We start from the raw sequence: 13821 nt of genomic DNA, 5'->3' as shown, positions 1-13821 counted from the left end.
GTGGAGGGACATGAATGCCAGAAGGACGGATTGTGAAAGCGCTCAGCGGTTTCTATTATGTAGCCGACGAAGGGCGAATCTACAGTTGCCGTGCACGAGGGCTCTTCAAGAAAAAAGATGCAAAAGTAAACCCACTGGTTGGGGATTGGGTCGTCTACGATGCGATCAATGAGGAAGAAGGCTATATCATGGAGGTGGGCGAACGGACGAATGAGTTAGTTCGTCCGCCCATTTCCAATGTGGATCAGGCGGTACTCGTCTTTTCGATGTACAAGCCGATGTTTAGCCCGTTGCTGCTGGACAAGTTCCTGACGCACACGGAGCATGCAGGGATTGATTCCGTGATTGTCTTATCCAAAGCCGATCAAGTGTCGGAAGAAGAGGTCACCGAAATCGTGAAGAAGTATGAAGCGATCGGGTACCGCGTGATTCCGACCTCAACGGCGGATGAACGCGGTGTAGAGGACGTGCGTGAGATTTTGCGCGACCGTATTTCGGTTTTCGCCGGTCAGTCAGGTGTGGGTAAATCCTCCCTGATCAACATGCTGTTTCCGGGTGTCAGCTTGCAGACAGGAGATGTCAGCCAAAAGCTCGGACGCGGAAAGCATACAACGCGTCATGTCGAGCTGATTCCGCTTGCGGGCGGCGGCTATGTGGCAGACACACCGGGCTTCAGTTCATTGGAATTTATCGATTTCTCCGAGCTTGACCTGGCGGAATCCTTCCTGGACTTTGCCGATCGCAGCTCGGAATGCAAGTTCCGTGGCTGTCTTCACGTAAGCGAGCCAGCTTGTGCCGTGCAGGCCGCGCTGGAGGCTGGAGAAATCAGTGAACAGCGTTACGAGCACTACAAGCAATTCCGCGAAGAGCTAAAAGAATACCAACGGAGGAACAAACCATGGTAAAAATCGCACCTTCTATCCTATCTGCTGATTTTGCCCGTCTGGGTGAAGAAATTCTCGATGTCGAGAAGGGAGGAGCAGACTGGATTCACGTGGATGTGATGGATGGACACTTCGTTCCAAACATTACGATCGGTCCTCTGATTGTGGAAGCGATTCGTCCAGTGACCAAGCTGCCACTCGATGTGCACTTGATGATCGAGGAGCCAGATCGCTACATTCCGCAATTCGCGAAAAGTGGAGCAGACTGGATTACTGTTCATCAGGAAGCATGCCGTCATCTGCATCGCACGCTGTACTTGATCAAGGAGCAAGGTGTGAAAGCGGGAGTGGTATTGAACCCGGCTACACCGATTTCCACGATCGAGCCAGTCCTTGCTGATTTGGATATGGTTCTCCTTATGACAGTGAACCCTGGTTTTGGTGGACAAAAATTCATTCACAGCGTTGTGCCAAAGGTTGCCCAGTTGCGTCAAATGCTGAACGAGCGTGGCTTGGGGCATGTGGAAATCGAAATCGATGGCGGTGTCAATGCACAAACAGCACGTTTGTGCGAGGAAGCAGGAGCGACAGTCCTCGTTGCAGGAAGCGCGGTATTCAATCAGGAAAATCGCGGTCAAGCGATCGCTGCGATTCGTGGACAGTAAGAATAATGCTTAGCAGCTGTAAGCTGACGACGATATAATCGGCGTCAGCTTTTTTGTGCTTTCCTCTGTGCATATTTCATTTGTAATCATCTGAATATTTTAACTAATTATGTGATAAATCAATTAATAATAAAAATGTAAGTATAATTATCGTTCAAACTACAAATAGGATGAAATCAAATTATGCTTACTCTAATAAGGATTTTTGGTGATATATGAGTAAAGGTTAATTAACAAAAATAAAACATTTTGGAAAATATTGCTTTTTAATAAATATAATGATTAAATCAAATTATCCAGATAGTGGTAAAAATTCTATCTGAGAGATACTGGCCAGTATCAAGTAATGTTGTTGCCCTCTAAAAAAAATCAGGAGTTGATAAAGTATGAAATCGTTATTGAAAAACAGTGTAGCGGTTCTCACCATTCTCTCCATCCTCCCATTTTCACAAACTGCCGTGCAGGCTGAACAAAAACATTCGGAGTCGATCTCGGCTTCTCAGGTAGACGTGCAAACGAAAAAATTGTCTATCGAAAAAGAGGGTACATTGTCAGCGGCTGAACGAGAGTTCGTAGGAAAAGTAAAAGATAAGAAGGGTGTACATCGCCAAGGCGACTTGTATGTAGTCTCCCGTGGTGAAATGCCTACCTCTGGTTATAGTCTGAAGGTTGTTGGAACAGAGCAAGGATGGGAAATGCTCAAGGTTTATGTAGAGCTGACAAACCCTACTCCAGAAGATATTACAATGCCAGCGCTGCATACACCTTATATCCTTGTGCGTGCAAGCCTGCCGCCATACACAACAATGGTGTTTATGGATGCAAAAACAGATAAAGTGCTGTTCCAATAAACTGCTAAATGGATAAAGTAAAGAAGACCGGATGATTATATCCGGTCTTCTTTAGTCGGAACATGCTGTTGTAGGCGCCAATCTGATAAAAATACCCCCTTAGAATCGTCGGAAAACGGGTGGTTTTTCCAATAACCAATCGAAGGGGGCTCGTCGCAGAGCTGCTATTTTCTATGTAAGATGAGTAGTAATTTAAGGCTGATCCGATGTTACATACGTACCGGCGATCAAATCATGGAGCGAGCGTTTATCCTGACGAACAGCAACCATGATGGCACTGACGATTATACCAATACCGAGTGTAATGACGTACACGATCCCTCCGACCAAATTGCGTAGCAGCATGGTTCCGATTCCTACAGGATCTCCATCGATTCGGGCGATGCGAATACCGGCAATTCGTTTGCCCACTGTATAGCCGTGCCAAAATACAGGTACAAGAAGGTTGTAAAGTGAAGTAATGATATTGGTAACAAGATTGTCTTCTGTATTGCCTGTAATGATATAGGTGATCAGTAGTAGCGGTAATCCAATAATGATTGCATCTAGCAGACCGGCACCGAGCCGGCGCCAAAATCCAACAGGATTGCTTGGCGATGTGAAGTTTGATTCCATGGTTCCCTCTCCTTGTTATTCGAATAGGTATATATATGTCTGCCCATTCGAAAATAGTGCAGATAAGGCTCCGTCGTTAAGTAGACGGAGCCTTAAATTTCCATAAAATTATACACCTGTAAATTTATTATGACAAGGTTAAAAACATCCGAAGCATGACGGCAATCCTGCCAGGTATGGCGTCAATGACGATATGCTCATGGGAAGCGTGGGCTCCATCACCAACAGGTCCCAAACCGTCGAGCGTTGGTGTTCCTGTATCTGCGGCGAAGTTTCCATCGCTAGTTCCACCGACACCTTGCTCTGTCAATTCAAAACCTTCCAGACGTGCTTGCTCCTGTGCATGCAAGAATAGTTGCTCAGTACCAGCAGTTCGTTCCATAGGAGGCTTGGTGATTCCGCCTTCCACGAACAGCTTGGCTTCCGGATGGACAGGGGTCAGCTGACTCATCAATCGGGTAATACGCTCGCTTTCCTCGTGACTTTGGATACGCACATCAATTTCCGTCATGGCAAAGTCAGGCACGACGTTCGATGCACTTCCGCCTGTAATGGTACCGACAGATAAGGTTGTGCCCGCTTCATAATTCGTAAATGATTGAATAGCGAGGACGTGGTGAGCCAGCTCAGCAATCGCATTGACCCCCTTGGCGTGATCATTGCCCGCATGCGCAGCGCGGCCCGTTACTTTTAAAATGAAGTCTCCTCCGCCTTTGCGGCTTGTTTTCAAAGAGCCATCTCCAGCGGCGGGCTCCAGTACCAATGCATATTTACTCCTTTTTGCTTCCTCTCTAATGAGCATTTCGGAGGAAACACTGCCAATCTCTTCGTCGGTATTCCAAAAAAAGACTAGCTTATTTTTGGGCGAAAGATTATGTTCCATCATGGCGCGCAGGGCAAAATAGCTAAACACAATTCCCGCTTTCATGTCGTATGTACCAGGTCCATAGAGTCGGCCATTTTCCTCGCGACAAGGCTCTACTGCTAGTGTTCCAACCTCTTTTACGGTATCGAAGTGACCGAGAATGAGGATTTGTTCGTCGCCGTCTCCATACTCCATTCGCAGCTGATTTCCGTATTGCTCTTGTGGCAAGCTTTCCACCCGACACCCCAATTGGCGAAAGCGTTCTGCAATCAGGCTGCCTAATCGATCGACAGCTTGCTTGTTATGGGTGGGTGTTTCCATCTCTACATATGTATGCAGTTCCTCGATAATTTCTGGGAGCTGCTGCTGAAAATAGGACGTCCAGTTTTTCTCCATGTCAGCCTCCTGTAATTCCTTTTACTAGCACTATAAAGCCTTGTTTGCTTTTCTGCCACAAAAATAAAGATTTGTATATAAAATTCTGGATATTCCGCATTTAAAATGTAAGTAAAAAATGATTGAAATTGTTCAGATTATGAGTAAAATAATCATTGTAATGCATAAATATAAGTTTTCATGCAAATTAATGCTGCAAATAGACTGTTTTATGCGTAAAAATCATAACAACGGGGGTTCATCATGAAGAAAACAAAATCATTTATTTCTCTGGCACTTACTTCTATGCTTGCGGCAGTCGTGATCGCTGGATGCGGCACAGGCAATCAAACCGCAACAGGACAAGCACCTGCGTCTTCTGCTGGCGACAAGAAAACATTGGTCATGGCTACTTCTGCTGACTATAAGCCGTATGAATATCACGATCTGAGCAGCGGAAAAGACGAGATTGTCGGCTTTGACATTGATATCGCGAAATACATTGCAAAAGAGCTTGGCTACGAATTGCAAATCAACGACATGAACTTTGACGGACTGGTTCCTGCGCTGCAAACGAATCGCGCGGACTTCGTTATGGCTGGCATGACGGCAACACCTGAGCGTGAGAAGAACGCTGATTTCTCCACCATCTATTACGATGCGAAAAATACGATCGTAGCAAAGAAAGACAGCAATCTGACCAAGCCTGAGCAATTGGCTGGCAAAAAAGTGGCGGTACAGCTCGGTTCTATTCAAGAAGGGGCAGCTAAGGAGCTTGCAAAGACTGTTTCCGGCTTGCAGATCACTTCACTGAACAAGTTGCCTGAGATTGTTGAAGAAGTAAAAGCAGGCCGTGTAGATGCTGCCATTATTGAGGACACCGTAGCGAAAGGCTTCGTGGCTAATAATGACTCTCTGCAATTCACTACAATGGAAGAAAATGAAAAGAATGGCTCCGCTGTTGCGTTCCCAAAAGGATCGCCGCACGTGCAAAAATTTAATGAAGTGATTAAAAAGATGCAAGAAAACGGAGAAATGGACAAGCTGATTCAAAAATGGTTCGGTCAATAATCTCTCCAGACAACGACGAATAACTGTATAAGCAGCAAGAGGGGAGAATGGGCATGAATTTGGATTTTGCACAAATCGTGCCCTATATTCCTTTCATATTGGAAGGGATAAAGGGCACGTTACTTGTTACTTTGATTTCGGTCGTATTAGGATTTTTCTGGGGCTCCATCCTCGCACTCATTAAAATTTCGAATGTGAAAATGCTAAACTGGCTCGCGGTTGCCTACACGTCTGTTTTCCGCGGGACACCTTTGATTTTGCAACTGACCTTTGTATATTTTGCAACGCCACAGCTTACTGGTTACAATATTTCACAACTGGATGCAGCTGTATTGACGTTTACATTAAACTCAGGTGCATACATTTCCGAGACCATTCGTGGTGGAATTTTGGCGGTGGATAAAGGGCAGTGGGAAGCCGCTAAAGCGCTTGGGGTACCTTATCACCGGATGATGCTCGACATTATTTTGCCGCAGGCTGTCAAAAATATCTTGCCTGCTCTTGTCAATGAAACGATTGCACTCTTGAAGGAATCTGCACTCGTCTCCACGATTGGTCTTGCAGACATCATGCAGAACGCGAATGTGGTCAAAGGCGTCACCTTCCGCTATTTTGAGCCATACATGATGGCCGGTATCCTGTACTATGTCATGGTTATGATCCTGACTTGGGTAGCTCGTGTACTGGAACGGAGGATGAGACTCAGTGATTAAAATTGATAACATTACGAAGTCCTTTGGACAATTGAATGTTTTGAAGGGCATCACGACGAATATCGGTAAAGGGGAGGTTGTCGCCATCATTGGTCCATCTGGATCGGGTAAGTCAACGCTATTGCGCTGCATTAATCTGATGGAGACACCAACGACGGGTACCATTACGATCAACGGACAGGAAATCACCGCGCCAAAAGCGGACGTGATGGGCATTCGCCAACAAATCGGGATGGTTTTCCAGCATTTTCACCTGTTTCCGCATATGTCGGTGTTGAAAAACTTGACCTATGCTCCGATGAAAGTAAAAGGCATGTCTGCGGCTGAAGCGGAACAGAAGGCGCACGAGCTATTGGCACGTGTAGGGCTGGCAGATAAAGCGGATGCCTTTCCTTCGCGCTTGTCAGGGGGTCAAAAGCAGCGTGTAGCCATTGCCCGTTCGCTTGTGATGGAGCCGCAAATCATGCTCTTTGACGAGCCGACCTCTGCTCTTGACCCTGAGATGGTCAAGGAGGTTTTGGAGGTTATGAAGGGGCTGGCTGATAGCGGAATGACTATGGCAATCGTCACGCATGAAATGCGCTTTGCTGAAGAGGTGTCAGACCGTATTTTGTTCCTCGATGATGGTCGTCTCTTGGAGGATACGCCACCAAAAGAGTTTTTCCAAAAGCCAAGAAGTGAACGTGCCCAGCAGTTTTTGGAGAAAGTTCGGTAATACAACTAGCCGCAGTGCCGATGAGGCAGCGGCTTTTTTCTTTGACACGAGCATAGACTTGGGCTAGAATCAGAAACATTATCGGTGTAAAAAAATTTTTATTTATTCTATTTTGAGGAGTGACTATATTGGATCGTCAACGGTTGGTCATTTTGTTGGAAATGGCGATGATGGCGGCTCTTGCAATTGTGTTTAGTCAGATCAAGGTTTTCGAAATGCCACAGGGTGGCTCTGTGTCCCTTGTGATGGTGCCAATCGCATTGATCGCTGTTCGCCGTGGACTCGCTGCTGGTGTCGTGACAGGGCTTGTTGTCGGATTTCTTCAATTGCTCTTGGGCAGTACAGTTGTTCATCCGGTTCAGCTGTTGCTGGATTATCCGCTTGCTTTTGGTGCGCTGGGTCTCGCTGGTCTTTTTCGTCTGTCTGGCTACGAAGGAACGAAGCAACGAATCATGGTACTGTGGAGCGGCTTGTTCATCGGCGTGATTGCGCGATTTGTCTGCCATTTTCTATCGGGGATTATCTGGTTTGGCAGCTATGCGCCAGAAGGTGTACCAGTCTGGCAATATTCCCTCATTTATAACATCACGTATCTGCTGCCAGAAATGATTCTCGCGGGAGTCGTTCTGACAATTGTGCTTAGTAGTGCATCACAGCTGCTGCTCCCCGCACGCGATCGAGTTGTATAAAAAAGGAAAAAATCGGTATCATGTACAAACTATCCACATAATGTAATCAGGCAGCGAGTTACCGTTGCCTGATTTTTTACTTCTTAGGCATATACTTTTTTCATGTGGCAGGATACATGTTTATCCGACAGCAGAATATGATGTAATATGCACGTTTTTGAGAACACCTAAAGGAGGTGCTTACGCGAAATGGGATTGCGCTCCTATCGCCTGCGACAGGGGGGCGCCTTGCGACGTGTTCTCGGGGTTGCGTTGGCTGTCGGGGGAATCACCATCTTCCTGTATTGGGCACCTCCGTGGGTTTGGTATAGCCTATTGGCATTAGCACTCATAGGGGCCGGCGTGTATTTGTATCGTGTGTAGTAATTTCGGTGAGGAGGGGTAGCATGCGGTTTTACACCATCAAGTTGCCGAAGTTCCTGGGTGGCATGATTCGGGGCATCATCGAGGCGTTCAACAAGAAAAAGTGAAGCTTCGGCCCCGAGCCTCCCTTTGGGAGAAGAGTGGAGAAACGGGAGAAATGCAAAAAAGCACCTCGAGGGTGCTTTTTTTCGCATAGCTGAAATCAACTATACGCGAGTTACGAGACCGGATTTCAGTGCTCGAGTACTTACATAAACGCGCTTCGGTTTTCCATTTACGAGAATGCGCACTTTTTGTACGTTGACACCCCAGGTGCGGCGAGTTGCGCGCATGGAGTGGGAGCGAGCGTTTCCAGCTTTAGCAGATTTACCTGTTACAAAGCAACGACGTGCCATTAAGATCCACCTCCCTTGTTACATCTAAACGGGATTTCCTTTGTGGGAAATACAAATACTCGACTATATTAGCACACCATTGCTGTCAATTGCAATACTTGACAAGATGATTTCCCCCGTCTTTCTCGTAGGGTTGATAGGATCGACAAAACGCTTCATTTCTATTAAGTGTTAGTGTAGAATTGTAAGGAAGCATGGTTACGCTTACCTATGACGGTCAAGCTGTTTTAACAGAGGAGGAGTCCTTGCATGACAGTGGAAATGAATACATCGCTAGGAAAGATCGATGTTACCGAAGACGTGATCGCACGGATTGCTGGAGGCGCGGCCATGGAAGTTTTTGGACTTGTGGGCATGGCTTCTCGCAAAGCGTTGAAAGATGGAATCGCTGAGTTGTTAGGAAGAGACAACCTGAGCAAAGGTGTCGTCGTTCATAACACAAATGGCGAAGTAGTTTTGGACATGCACATTATCGTCAGCTATGGCGTGAAAATTTCCGAGGTGGCAGGCAACGTTCAACGCCGTGTTCGATATACCTTGGAGCAAACGGTAGGCATTGATGTGACTGCTGTTAATATTTTTGTGCAGGGAGTTCGTACAGACAGGGATATGTAAGGAGGAACATCAGTTGGTACATACGCGTCTAGATGGCGTGCTGTTTAGCCGGATGGTTTACCTGGGGGCGAACCTTTTATCCGACAACGTCAGAGTAGTGGATGGATTAAACGTCTTTCCTGTGCCGGATGGCGATACGGGGACAAATATGAATTTGACTTTCTCTTCCGGTGTGGAGGAGCTAACTCGAAAAGAATCCCCCCGAATCACTGAATCGGCAGCTGCTTTGGCAAAAGGTCTGTTAATGGGCGCGCGCGGTAACTCCGGCGTGATTTTGTCCCAGTTATTCCGTGGCTTCAGCAAATCAGTCAATGGAAAAGATGAGGTTAACGCCCGTCAGTTTGCCGATGCCTTGAAAGCTGGTGTTGACTCTGCGTATCAAGCAGTGATGAAGCCGGTAGAAGGCACGATTTTGACTGTTGCCCGTGAAGCGGCGGAGATGGCTGTGCGTGCAGCGCGCACGTCAGATGACATTATCTCTGTCATGGAAAAAACATACGAGCAGGCACAAACTACGCTATTGCGTACGCCGGAAATGCTGCCTGTTCTAAAAGAAGTGGGCGTAGTCGACTCAGGTGGACAAGGTCTCTTGTTTATTTATGAAGGGTTTTTGCGAGCATTGCGCGGGGAAGAGCTATCTGCTGATCGTGAGCGTTCGGTACCTAAAATGGGTCAGCAAGAGCTGGACAAACTCATTTCCGAGCAGCATAATGCGCAAATCCACATGAAAACGGAAGACATCACGTACGGGTACTGTACGGAGTTTATGGTTCATGTCGCGCATAGCACCGAGCCGAACAAAAAAACGTTCTCAGAAGCGCTGTTCCGCAACCATCTGGATACGATGGGCGATTCACTGCTCGTCGTCTCTGATGATGAAGTGGTTAAGGTACATATTCATGCAGAGCATCCGGGAAGCGTCCTGCAATACGCTCAGCAATTCGGTAGCCTGCATCGATTGAAGATAGAAAACATGCGCGAGCAGCATGCGAACATTCTCAAAGCGGAAGAGAGCAAAGGACAGGCGAAGCCAGAAGCAGCTGCTCAACCTGTTGCAGACCTGCTTCCTTACGGATTGGTCGCGGTAGCTGCTGGTGAGGGGATCGCTACGATTCTGCGCAGCATGGGTGTGCATGTGGTAGTAGAGGGCGGCCAAACGATGAACCCGAGCACAGAGGACTTCATGAAGGCCGTTGAGGGGCTCCGTGCAGAGCACATCATCATCCTGCCAAACAACAGCAATATCATCATGGCAGCACAGCAGGCATCCGAGCTCGCTGAAGTTCCTGTTTCTGTCATACCGACGAAGAGCATTCCGCAGGGATTGGCAGCACTGATCAGCTTCCGCGTGGATGTTGAACCAGAAGCGAACGTGCAAGCGATGACCAAGGCGATTGCCCAGGTGAAAACAGGGATGGTGACCCACGCGGTTCGCGACACACAAATGGGTGAGGTACAAATCAAAGAAGGCGATTTTATCGGCATGGCTGAGAAAGAAATCGTCACAGCAGGTCCTGACTTGTTAGCTTGCGCCACGACGCTGCTCTTGGGAATGGTGGATGAAGACTCCGAAATCATTACGATATTCTTAGGAGAAGATGCGACAGAAGATCAGGCTCATGCTTTGGAAAAAGCATTGTCCGATCCATTCCCGGATGTGGAAGTTGAGATCCAGGCAGGCGGTCAACCGTTGTATCCATTCATTTTTTCTGTCGAGTAAAAGCCAATTTTTTGAACACGAATGAATAGGGAGAGGAGCGATCGAGAATGCCAATTGTGATTCTTACCGACAGCGCGTCTGATATCGATGCAGCTGTCAGGCAGTCATTGGGGATCGTGGCCGTCCCGTTGAAAATCATGTTTGGGGCGGAAACGTATGTGGACGCAGTCACTATCTCGTCTTCGGAGTTTTTCGATAAGCTGAAGCAATCGAGCGTGATGCCGACGACCTCGCAGCCGTCTCCGCTTGAATTTGCCGAAGCGTACAAAGCGATCCATGAGAAATATGGCAAGGACGTGCAAATCATTGCCATACTTTTATCTGGTTCCTTATCGGGGACGTATCAATCAGCGATGATCGCCAAGTCGATGTTGGACGAAAATATCGACATTACGGTGATCGATTCTCGCAAAGCTTCGTTTGTTCATGGAATGATCTGTGTGGAGGCTGCCAAAGCCGCTCAAGCAGGCAAGAACAAGGAACAAATTCTGGATCAGATTGATCGTTATTTGGATGAGGTGCAGGTATACTTTATTGTGGATACGCTGGAGTTCCTGCAAAAAGGCGGTCGAATTGGCAAAGCATCTGCCGTCATCGGTTCGCTCTTGAATATCAAGCCGATTTTGACGCTGGATCCTGCCGGATACGTGTCTGCTTTTGACAAGGTACGAGGGACGAAGAAAGCTCTGAATCGCGTATTTGAAGCGTTGCAGGAATACGCGCAAGGCGAGCCTGTGAAAATCGCTGTACTGCACAGCAGTGTTCCAGATCAAGCGGCTGAGCTCTTGGAACGACTCAAGCAAGAGTTTTCGGTAACGGACTCTTGGTTGGAAGAGATTGGTCCCGTGATCGGTACGCATACAGGTCCAGGTCTACTCGGGATCGTCATGGTAAAAAATCAGTAAGGCATATATGATATGGAGAGGAGCTTCCCTGAGGCAGGGGGCTTCTTTTTTTCATAGTCATGAAAAATAAGGGAGAGGTTTTGGTGAATAAGGATGAATTCCTTATTGAGTTGGAGGATATTGTGTATGACTCTCTATTTATTGGGGGCCATAAAGATGATTTGAATAAAGAAATTTCTGCTAATAGGTGGTCTATTTCTTTAAGTATGCAGTTAGCTAGTCAGTTCACAGTTTTTGATTTCATGAACTTTTTTCGTAAAGTAATAGAGAATAGACAACAGCAAATTTTAAAATCAAATAGTGATCATGGAATGCTGTTATATGTTTGGTTCGATTGGCAGGCTGCGCAACTAAGATTTAATCTTATCTCTCAGATTCATGAAAGACTCCCTTTTAGCGGAAAAATTGAAATCCTTGATGAGCTTGAACCAATTATTAACGAGTTTATTCACTTCCCTTATCATGAGGGAATTCCAATAGGAGAAACAGCAAACGAAGGAAATGATGTTCAAGCAGATTTCGACCAAGAACCAGATCCCGTAAAGGTATTCCTAACTTCACTTCCAAAGAAATAAAATGAAATTTATGAAGTTTGCACGCATATCATGCTGGTCGTGGGATCCCTTTTTTCATTGGGAGTTTTTTCATTTATCCTGATTTGTCCGCATGTTGTCTGCGTAAATCGATTATGATTGCCTTACGTACAGTTTCCTCTGTAGCGCTTTCAAAGGCTGTAGGATACAATGAAAGTGAATCTTGTTGAACCCCTTGTGATTCAGGAGGAGAACCGGTTGAAGTACAAAAGCGTATTTGATATTATCGGTCCAATCATGGTTGGGCCATCTAGCTCCCATACGGCTGGTGCAGCTCGTATCGGTCGTGTAGCTCGCAAGCTGTTTGGCAGAATGCCTTTGCGAGCAGAAATTGTTTTTTACGGCTCATTTGCAAAAACGTATCAAGGACATGGTTCTGATGTGGCGACAGTGGCAGGAATTCTTGACTTTGACACGTCGGATTTGCGTCTGAAAAATTCGCTGGTGATTGCAGAAAAAGCTGGCATGCAAGTGGAGTTGTCCACTTCTGATGTTTTGACAGAGCACCCGAACACGGCGCGGATCAAGCTGTCTGATGATGAGCATCAGATCGAAATCGTGGGTGTTTCCATTGGTGGCGGGAAAATCGAAGTGTTGGAAGTGAATGGGTTTTCCTTTCAGTTGGGCTTCGATACACCGACGCTCTTAGTTTTACATGAAGACCGCTTTGGGATGATTGCGGCTGTGGCAAAGGTACTGACGCAGCACAACATTAATGTGGGATTCATGGAAGTGTCTCGACACACACGCGGTTCGCGTGCTTTGATGGCAATCGAAACAGATTCGACGATCTCTCCGGAAGTTCTGGAGGAAATTCGTCAAATCCCCCATATCTTTGACGTATCCCTGCTCGCATTGAACTAAGCAAAAGGACGAGCAGGATTAGAGGAGTGAACAACCAGATGTTTCGTAATGTGGCTGAACTAGTTGAGTTGGCCGAATCCCAGGGGAAGAAGATCTCCGAGGTGATGATTGAAGCAGAAATGGAAGTTTCCCAGCGCGGTCGGGATGCCATTATGCAAGATATGTACGCCAACCTCGATGTGATGGAAAAAGCAGTGCGTCGCGGGCTTACCGAAGATATTCGCTCGCATAGCGGGTTGACGGGCGGCGATGCGAAGAAGCTGCAAACATATATGGAGACCAAGACGTTTTTGTCCGGTCCTACACTTTTGAATGCTGTCTCGATGTCCGTGGCGGTGAACGAAGTAAACGCAGCAATGGGCACGATTGTCGCAACACCTACTGCAGGAGCATGCGGCATTGTACCTGGCACGTTGTTTGCCGTATCTGACAAGCTACAGCCGACCCGTGAGGAAATGGTCAACTATTTGTTCACGGCAGGCGCTATAGGGTATTGCATTGCCAATAACGCGTTCATTTCGGGTGCTGCGGGTGGTTGCCAGGCAGAGGTAGGCTCTGCAACGGCCATGGCTGCTGCGGCGATTGTAGAAATGGCTGGCGGTACGCCTGAGGAATCTGCCCAAGCAGTGGCGATCGCATTGAAAAATATGCTCGGTCTGGTCTGTGACCCCGTAGCCGGACTGGTTGAAGTACCATGTGTGAAACGAAATGCGATGGGAGCAGCGATTGCGACGGTAGCCGCAGATATGGCAATGGCAGGCATCAAGAGCGTGATCCCGACAGATGAAGTCATCGAGGCCATGTACCGAATCGGCTGCGCCATGCCGACTACGCTGAAGGAAACCGCACAGGGTGGTCTTGCTGCTACGCAAACGGGCCGCATGATCGAAGCCAAAGTGTTCGGCGTACGGATGGAGAAGTAA

At 47.2% G+C, this 13821-nt stretch carries 18 protein-coding genes; 15 read left to right on the top strand and 3 right to left on the bottom strand.

What is annotated here, in order from left to right:
• Positions 1-14: 14 nt before the first annotated feature.
• The 3 genes from rsgA to HP570_RS03420 all read left to right on the top strand — a co-directional run bounded on the left by rsgA (position 15) and on the right by HP570_RS03420 (position 2400).
• Complete coding sequence (gene rsgA / locus HP570_RS03430) at positions 15-905, top strand: ribosome small subunit-dependent GTPase A (protein ID WP_142496522.1); 891 nt, start codon at positions 15-17, stop codon at positions 903-905.
• Positions 899-1549, top strand: coding sequence for a ribulose-phosphate 3-epimerase (rpe, locus tag HP570_RS03425; RefSeq protein WP_015891988.1), 651 nt, complete (start codon positions 899-901; stop codon positions 1547-1549). Before rsgA ends, rpe begins: the two co-directional genes overlap by 7 nt.
• Positions 1550-1935: 386 nt before the next feature.
• The gene (locus HP570_RS03420; protein WP_173624896.1) at positions 1936-2400 is read left to right on the top strand and encodes a protease complex subunit PrcB family protein; all 465 of its coding nucleotides are present in this window, start codon (positions 1936-1938) and stop codon (positions 2398-2400) included.
• 192 nt (positions 2401-2592) lie between these two features.
• Here the strand turns inward: HP570_RS03420 and HP570_RS03415 are convergent, their stop codons facing one another.
• A complete protein-coding gene (locus HP570_RS03415) occupies positions 2593-3015 on the bottom strand; it encodes an RDD family protein (RefSeq protein WP_015891986.1) in 423 nt (140 codons plus the stop codon).
• Positions 3016-3142: 127 nt separating this feature from the next.
• Positions 3143-4276 (bottom strand): M20 family metallopeptidase, encoded by a 1134-nt coding sequence (locus HP570_RS03410; RefSeq protein WP_173624895.1) that lies wholly within the window; start codon positions 4274-4276, stop codon positions 3143-3145.
• Positions 4277-4519: 243 nt separating this feature from the next.
• Here HP570_RS03410 and HP570_RS03405 point away from each other — a divergent pair, with 243 nt between their 5' ends.
• From HP570_RS03405 to spoVM, 6 genes are all read left to right on the top strand, one after another.
• Positions 4520-5326: a transporter substrate-binding domain-containing protein gene (locus HP570_RS03405; protein WP_173624894.1), complete on the top strand. Its 807-nt coding sequence runs from the start codon at positions 4520-4522 to the stop codon at positions 5324-5326.
• A gap of 53 nt (positions 5327-5379) precedes the next feature.
• Positions 5380-6039, top strand: a complete 660-nt coding sequence (locus tag HP570_RS03400; protein WP_173624893.1) for an amino acid ABC transporter permease — start codon at positions 5380-5382, stop codon at positions 6037-6039.
• Entirely contained in the window at positions 6032-6754 is a 723-nt protein-coding gene (locus HP570_RS03395; RefSeq protein WP_173624892.1) for an amino acid ABC transporter ATP-binding protein, read from the top strand. The genes HP570_RS03400 and HP570_RS03395 overlap by 8 nt, the downstream gene beginning before the upstream one ends.
• Before the next feature lie 128 nt (positions 6755-6882).
• Positions 6883-7443, top strand: coding sequence for an energy-coupled thiamine transporter ThiT (gene thiT / locus HP570_RS03390; RefSeq protein ID WP_173624891.1), 561 nt, complete (start codon positions 6883-6885; stop codon positions 7441-7443).
• Positions 7444-7632: 189 nt separating this feature from the next.
• The gene (locus tag HP570_RS03385; protein ID WP_007728365.1) at positions 7633-7806 is read left to right on the top strand and encodes a hypothetical protein; all 174 of its coding nucleotides are present in this window, start codon (positions 7633-7635) and stop codon (positions 7804-7806) included.
• Between the two features lie 23 nt (positions 7807-7829).
• On the top strand, positions 7830-7913 hold the full coding sequence (spoVM, locus tag HP570_RS03380) for a stage V sporulation protein SpoVM (protein WP_005831022.1): 84 nt from the start codon (positions 7830-7832) through the stop codon (positions 7911-7913).
• A gap of 99 nt (positions 7914-8012) precedes the next feature.
• On the opposite strand, the gene rpmB is transcribed toward spoVM, so the two are convergent.
• Complete coding sequence (gene rpmB, locus HP570_RS03375; protein ID WP_005831020.1) at positions 8013-8201, bottom strand: 50S ribosomal protein L28; 189 nt, start codon at positions 8199-8201, stop codon at positions 8013-8015.
• A gap of 249 nt (positions 8202-8450) precedes the next feature.
• On the opposite strand from rpmB, the gene HP570_RS03370 reads away from it, so the two are divergent.
• The 6 genes from HP570_RS03370 (at position 8451) to sdaAA (ending at position 13821) form a co-directional block, all read left to right on the top strand.
• The gene (locus HP570_RS03370) at positions 8451-8816 is read left to right on the top strand and encodes an Asp23/Gls24 family envelope stress response protein (RefSeq protein ID WP_007728362.1); all 366 of its coding nucleotides are present in this window, start codon (positions 8451-8453) and stop codon (positions 8814-8816) included.
• 13 nt (positions 8817-8829) lie between these two features.
• Entirely contained in the window at positions 8830-10536 is a 1707-nt protein-coding gene (locus tag HP570_RS03365) for a DAK2 domain-containing protein (RefSeq protein WP_173624890.1), read from the top strand.
• Positions 10537-10583: 47 nt separating this feature from the next.
• Positions 10584-11441, top strand: a complete 858-nt coding sequence (locus tag HP570_RS03360; protein WP_015891979.1) for a DegV family protein — start codon at positions 10584-10586, stop codon at positions 11439-11441.
• 83 nt (positions 11442-11524) lie between these two features.
• Positions 11525-12016 (top strand): hypothetical protein, encoded by a 492-nt coding sequence (locus HP570_RS03355; RefSeq protein WP_309139179.1) that lies wholly within the window; start codon positions 11525-11527, stop codon positions 12014-12016.
• A 216-nt stretch (positions 12017-12232) separates the two neighbouring features.
• Positions 12233-12898 (top strand): L-serine ammonia-lyase, iron-sulfur-dependent subunit beta, encoded by a 666-nt coding sequence (gene sdaAB, locus HP570_RS03350; protein WP_015891977.1) that lies wholly within the window; start codon positions 12233-12235, stop codon positions 12896-12898.
• 38 nt (positions 12899-12936) lie between these two features.
• Positions 12937-13821, top strand: coding sequence for an L-serine ammonia-lyase, iron-sulfur-dependent, subunit alpha (gene sdaAA / locus HP570_RS03345; RefSeq protein WP_064200625.1), 885 nt, complete (start codon positions 12937-12939; stop codon positions 13819-13821).

The organism is Brevibacillus sp. RS1.1 (genome assembly GCF_013284365.1).
Lineage (GTDB): Bacteria > Bacillota > Bacilli > Brevibacillales > Brevibacillaceae > Brevibacillus > Brevibacillus brevis_D.
Note: the sequence above shows the minus strand (reverse complement) of the source record. Positions and strands in the feature narration are given on the sequence as shown.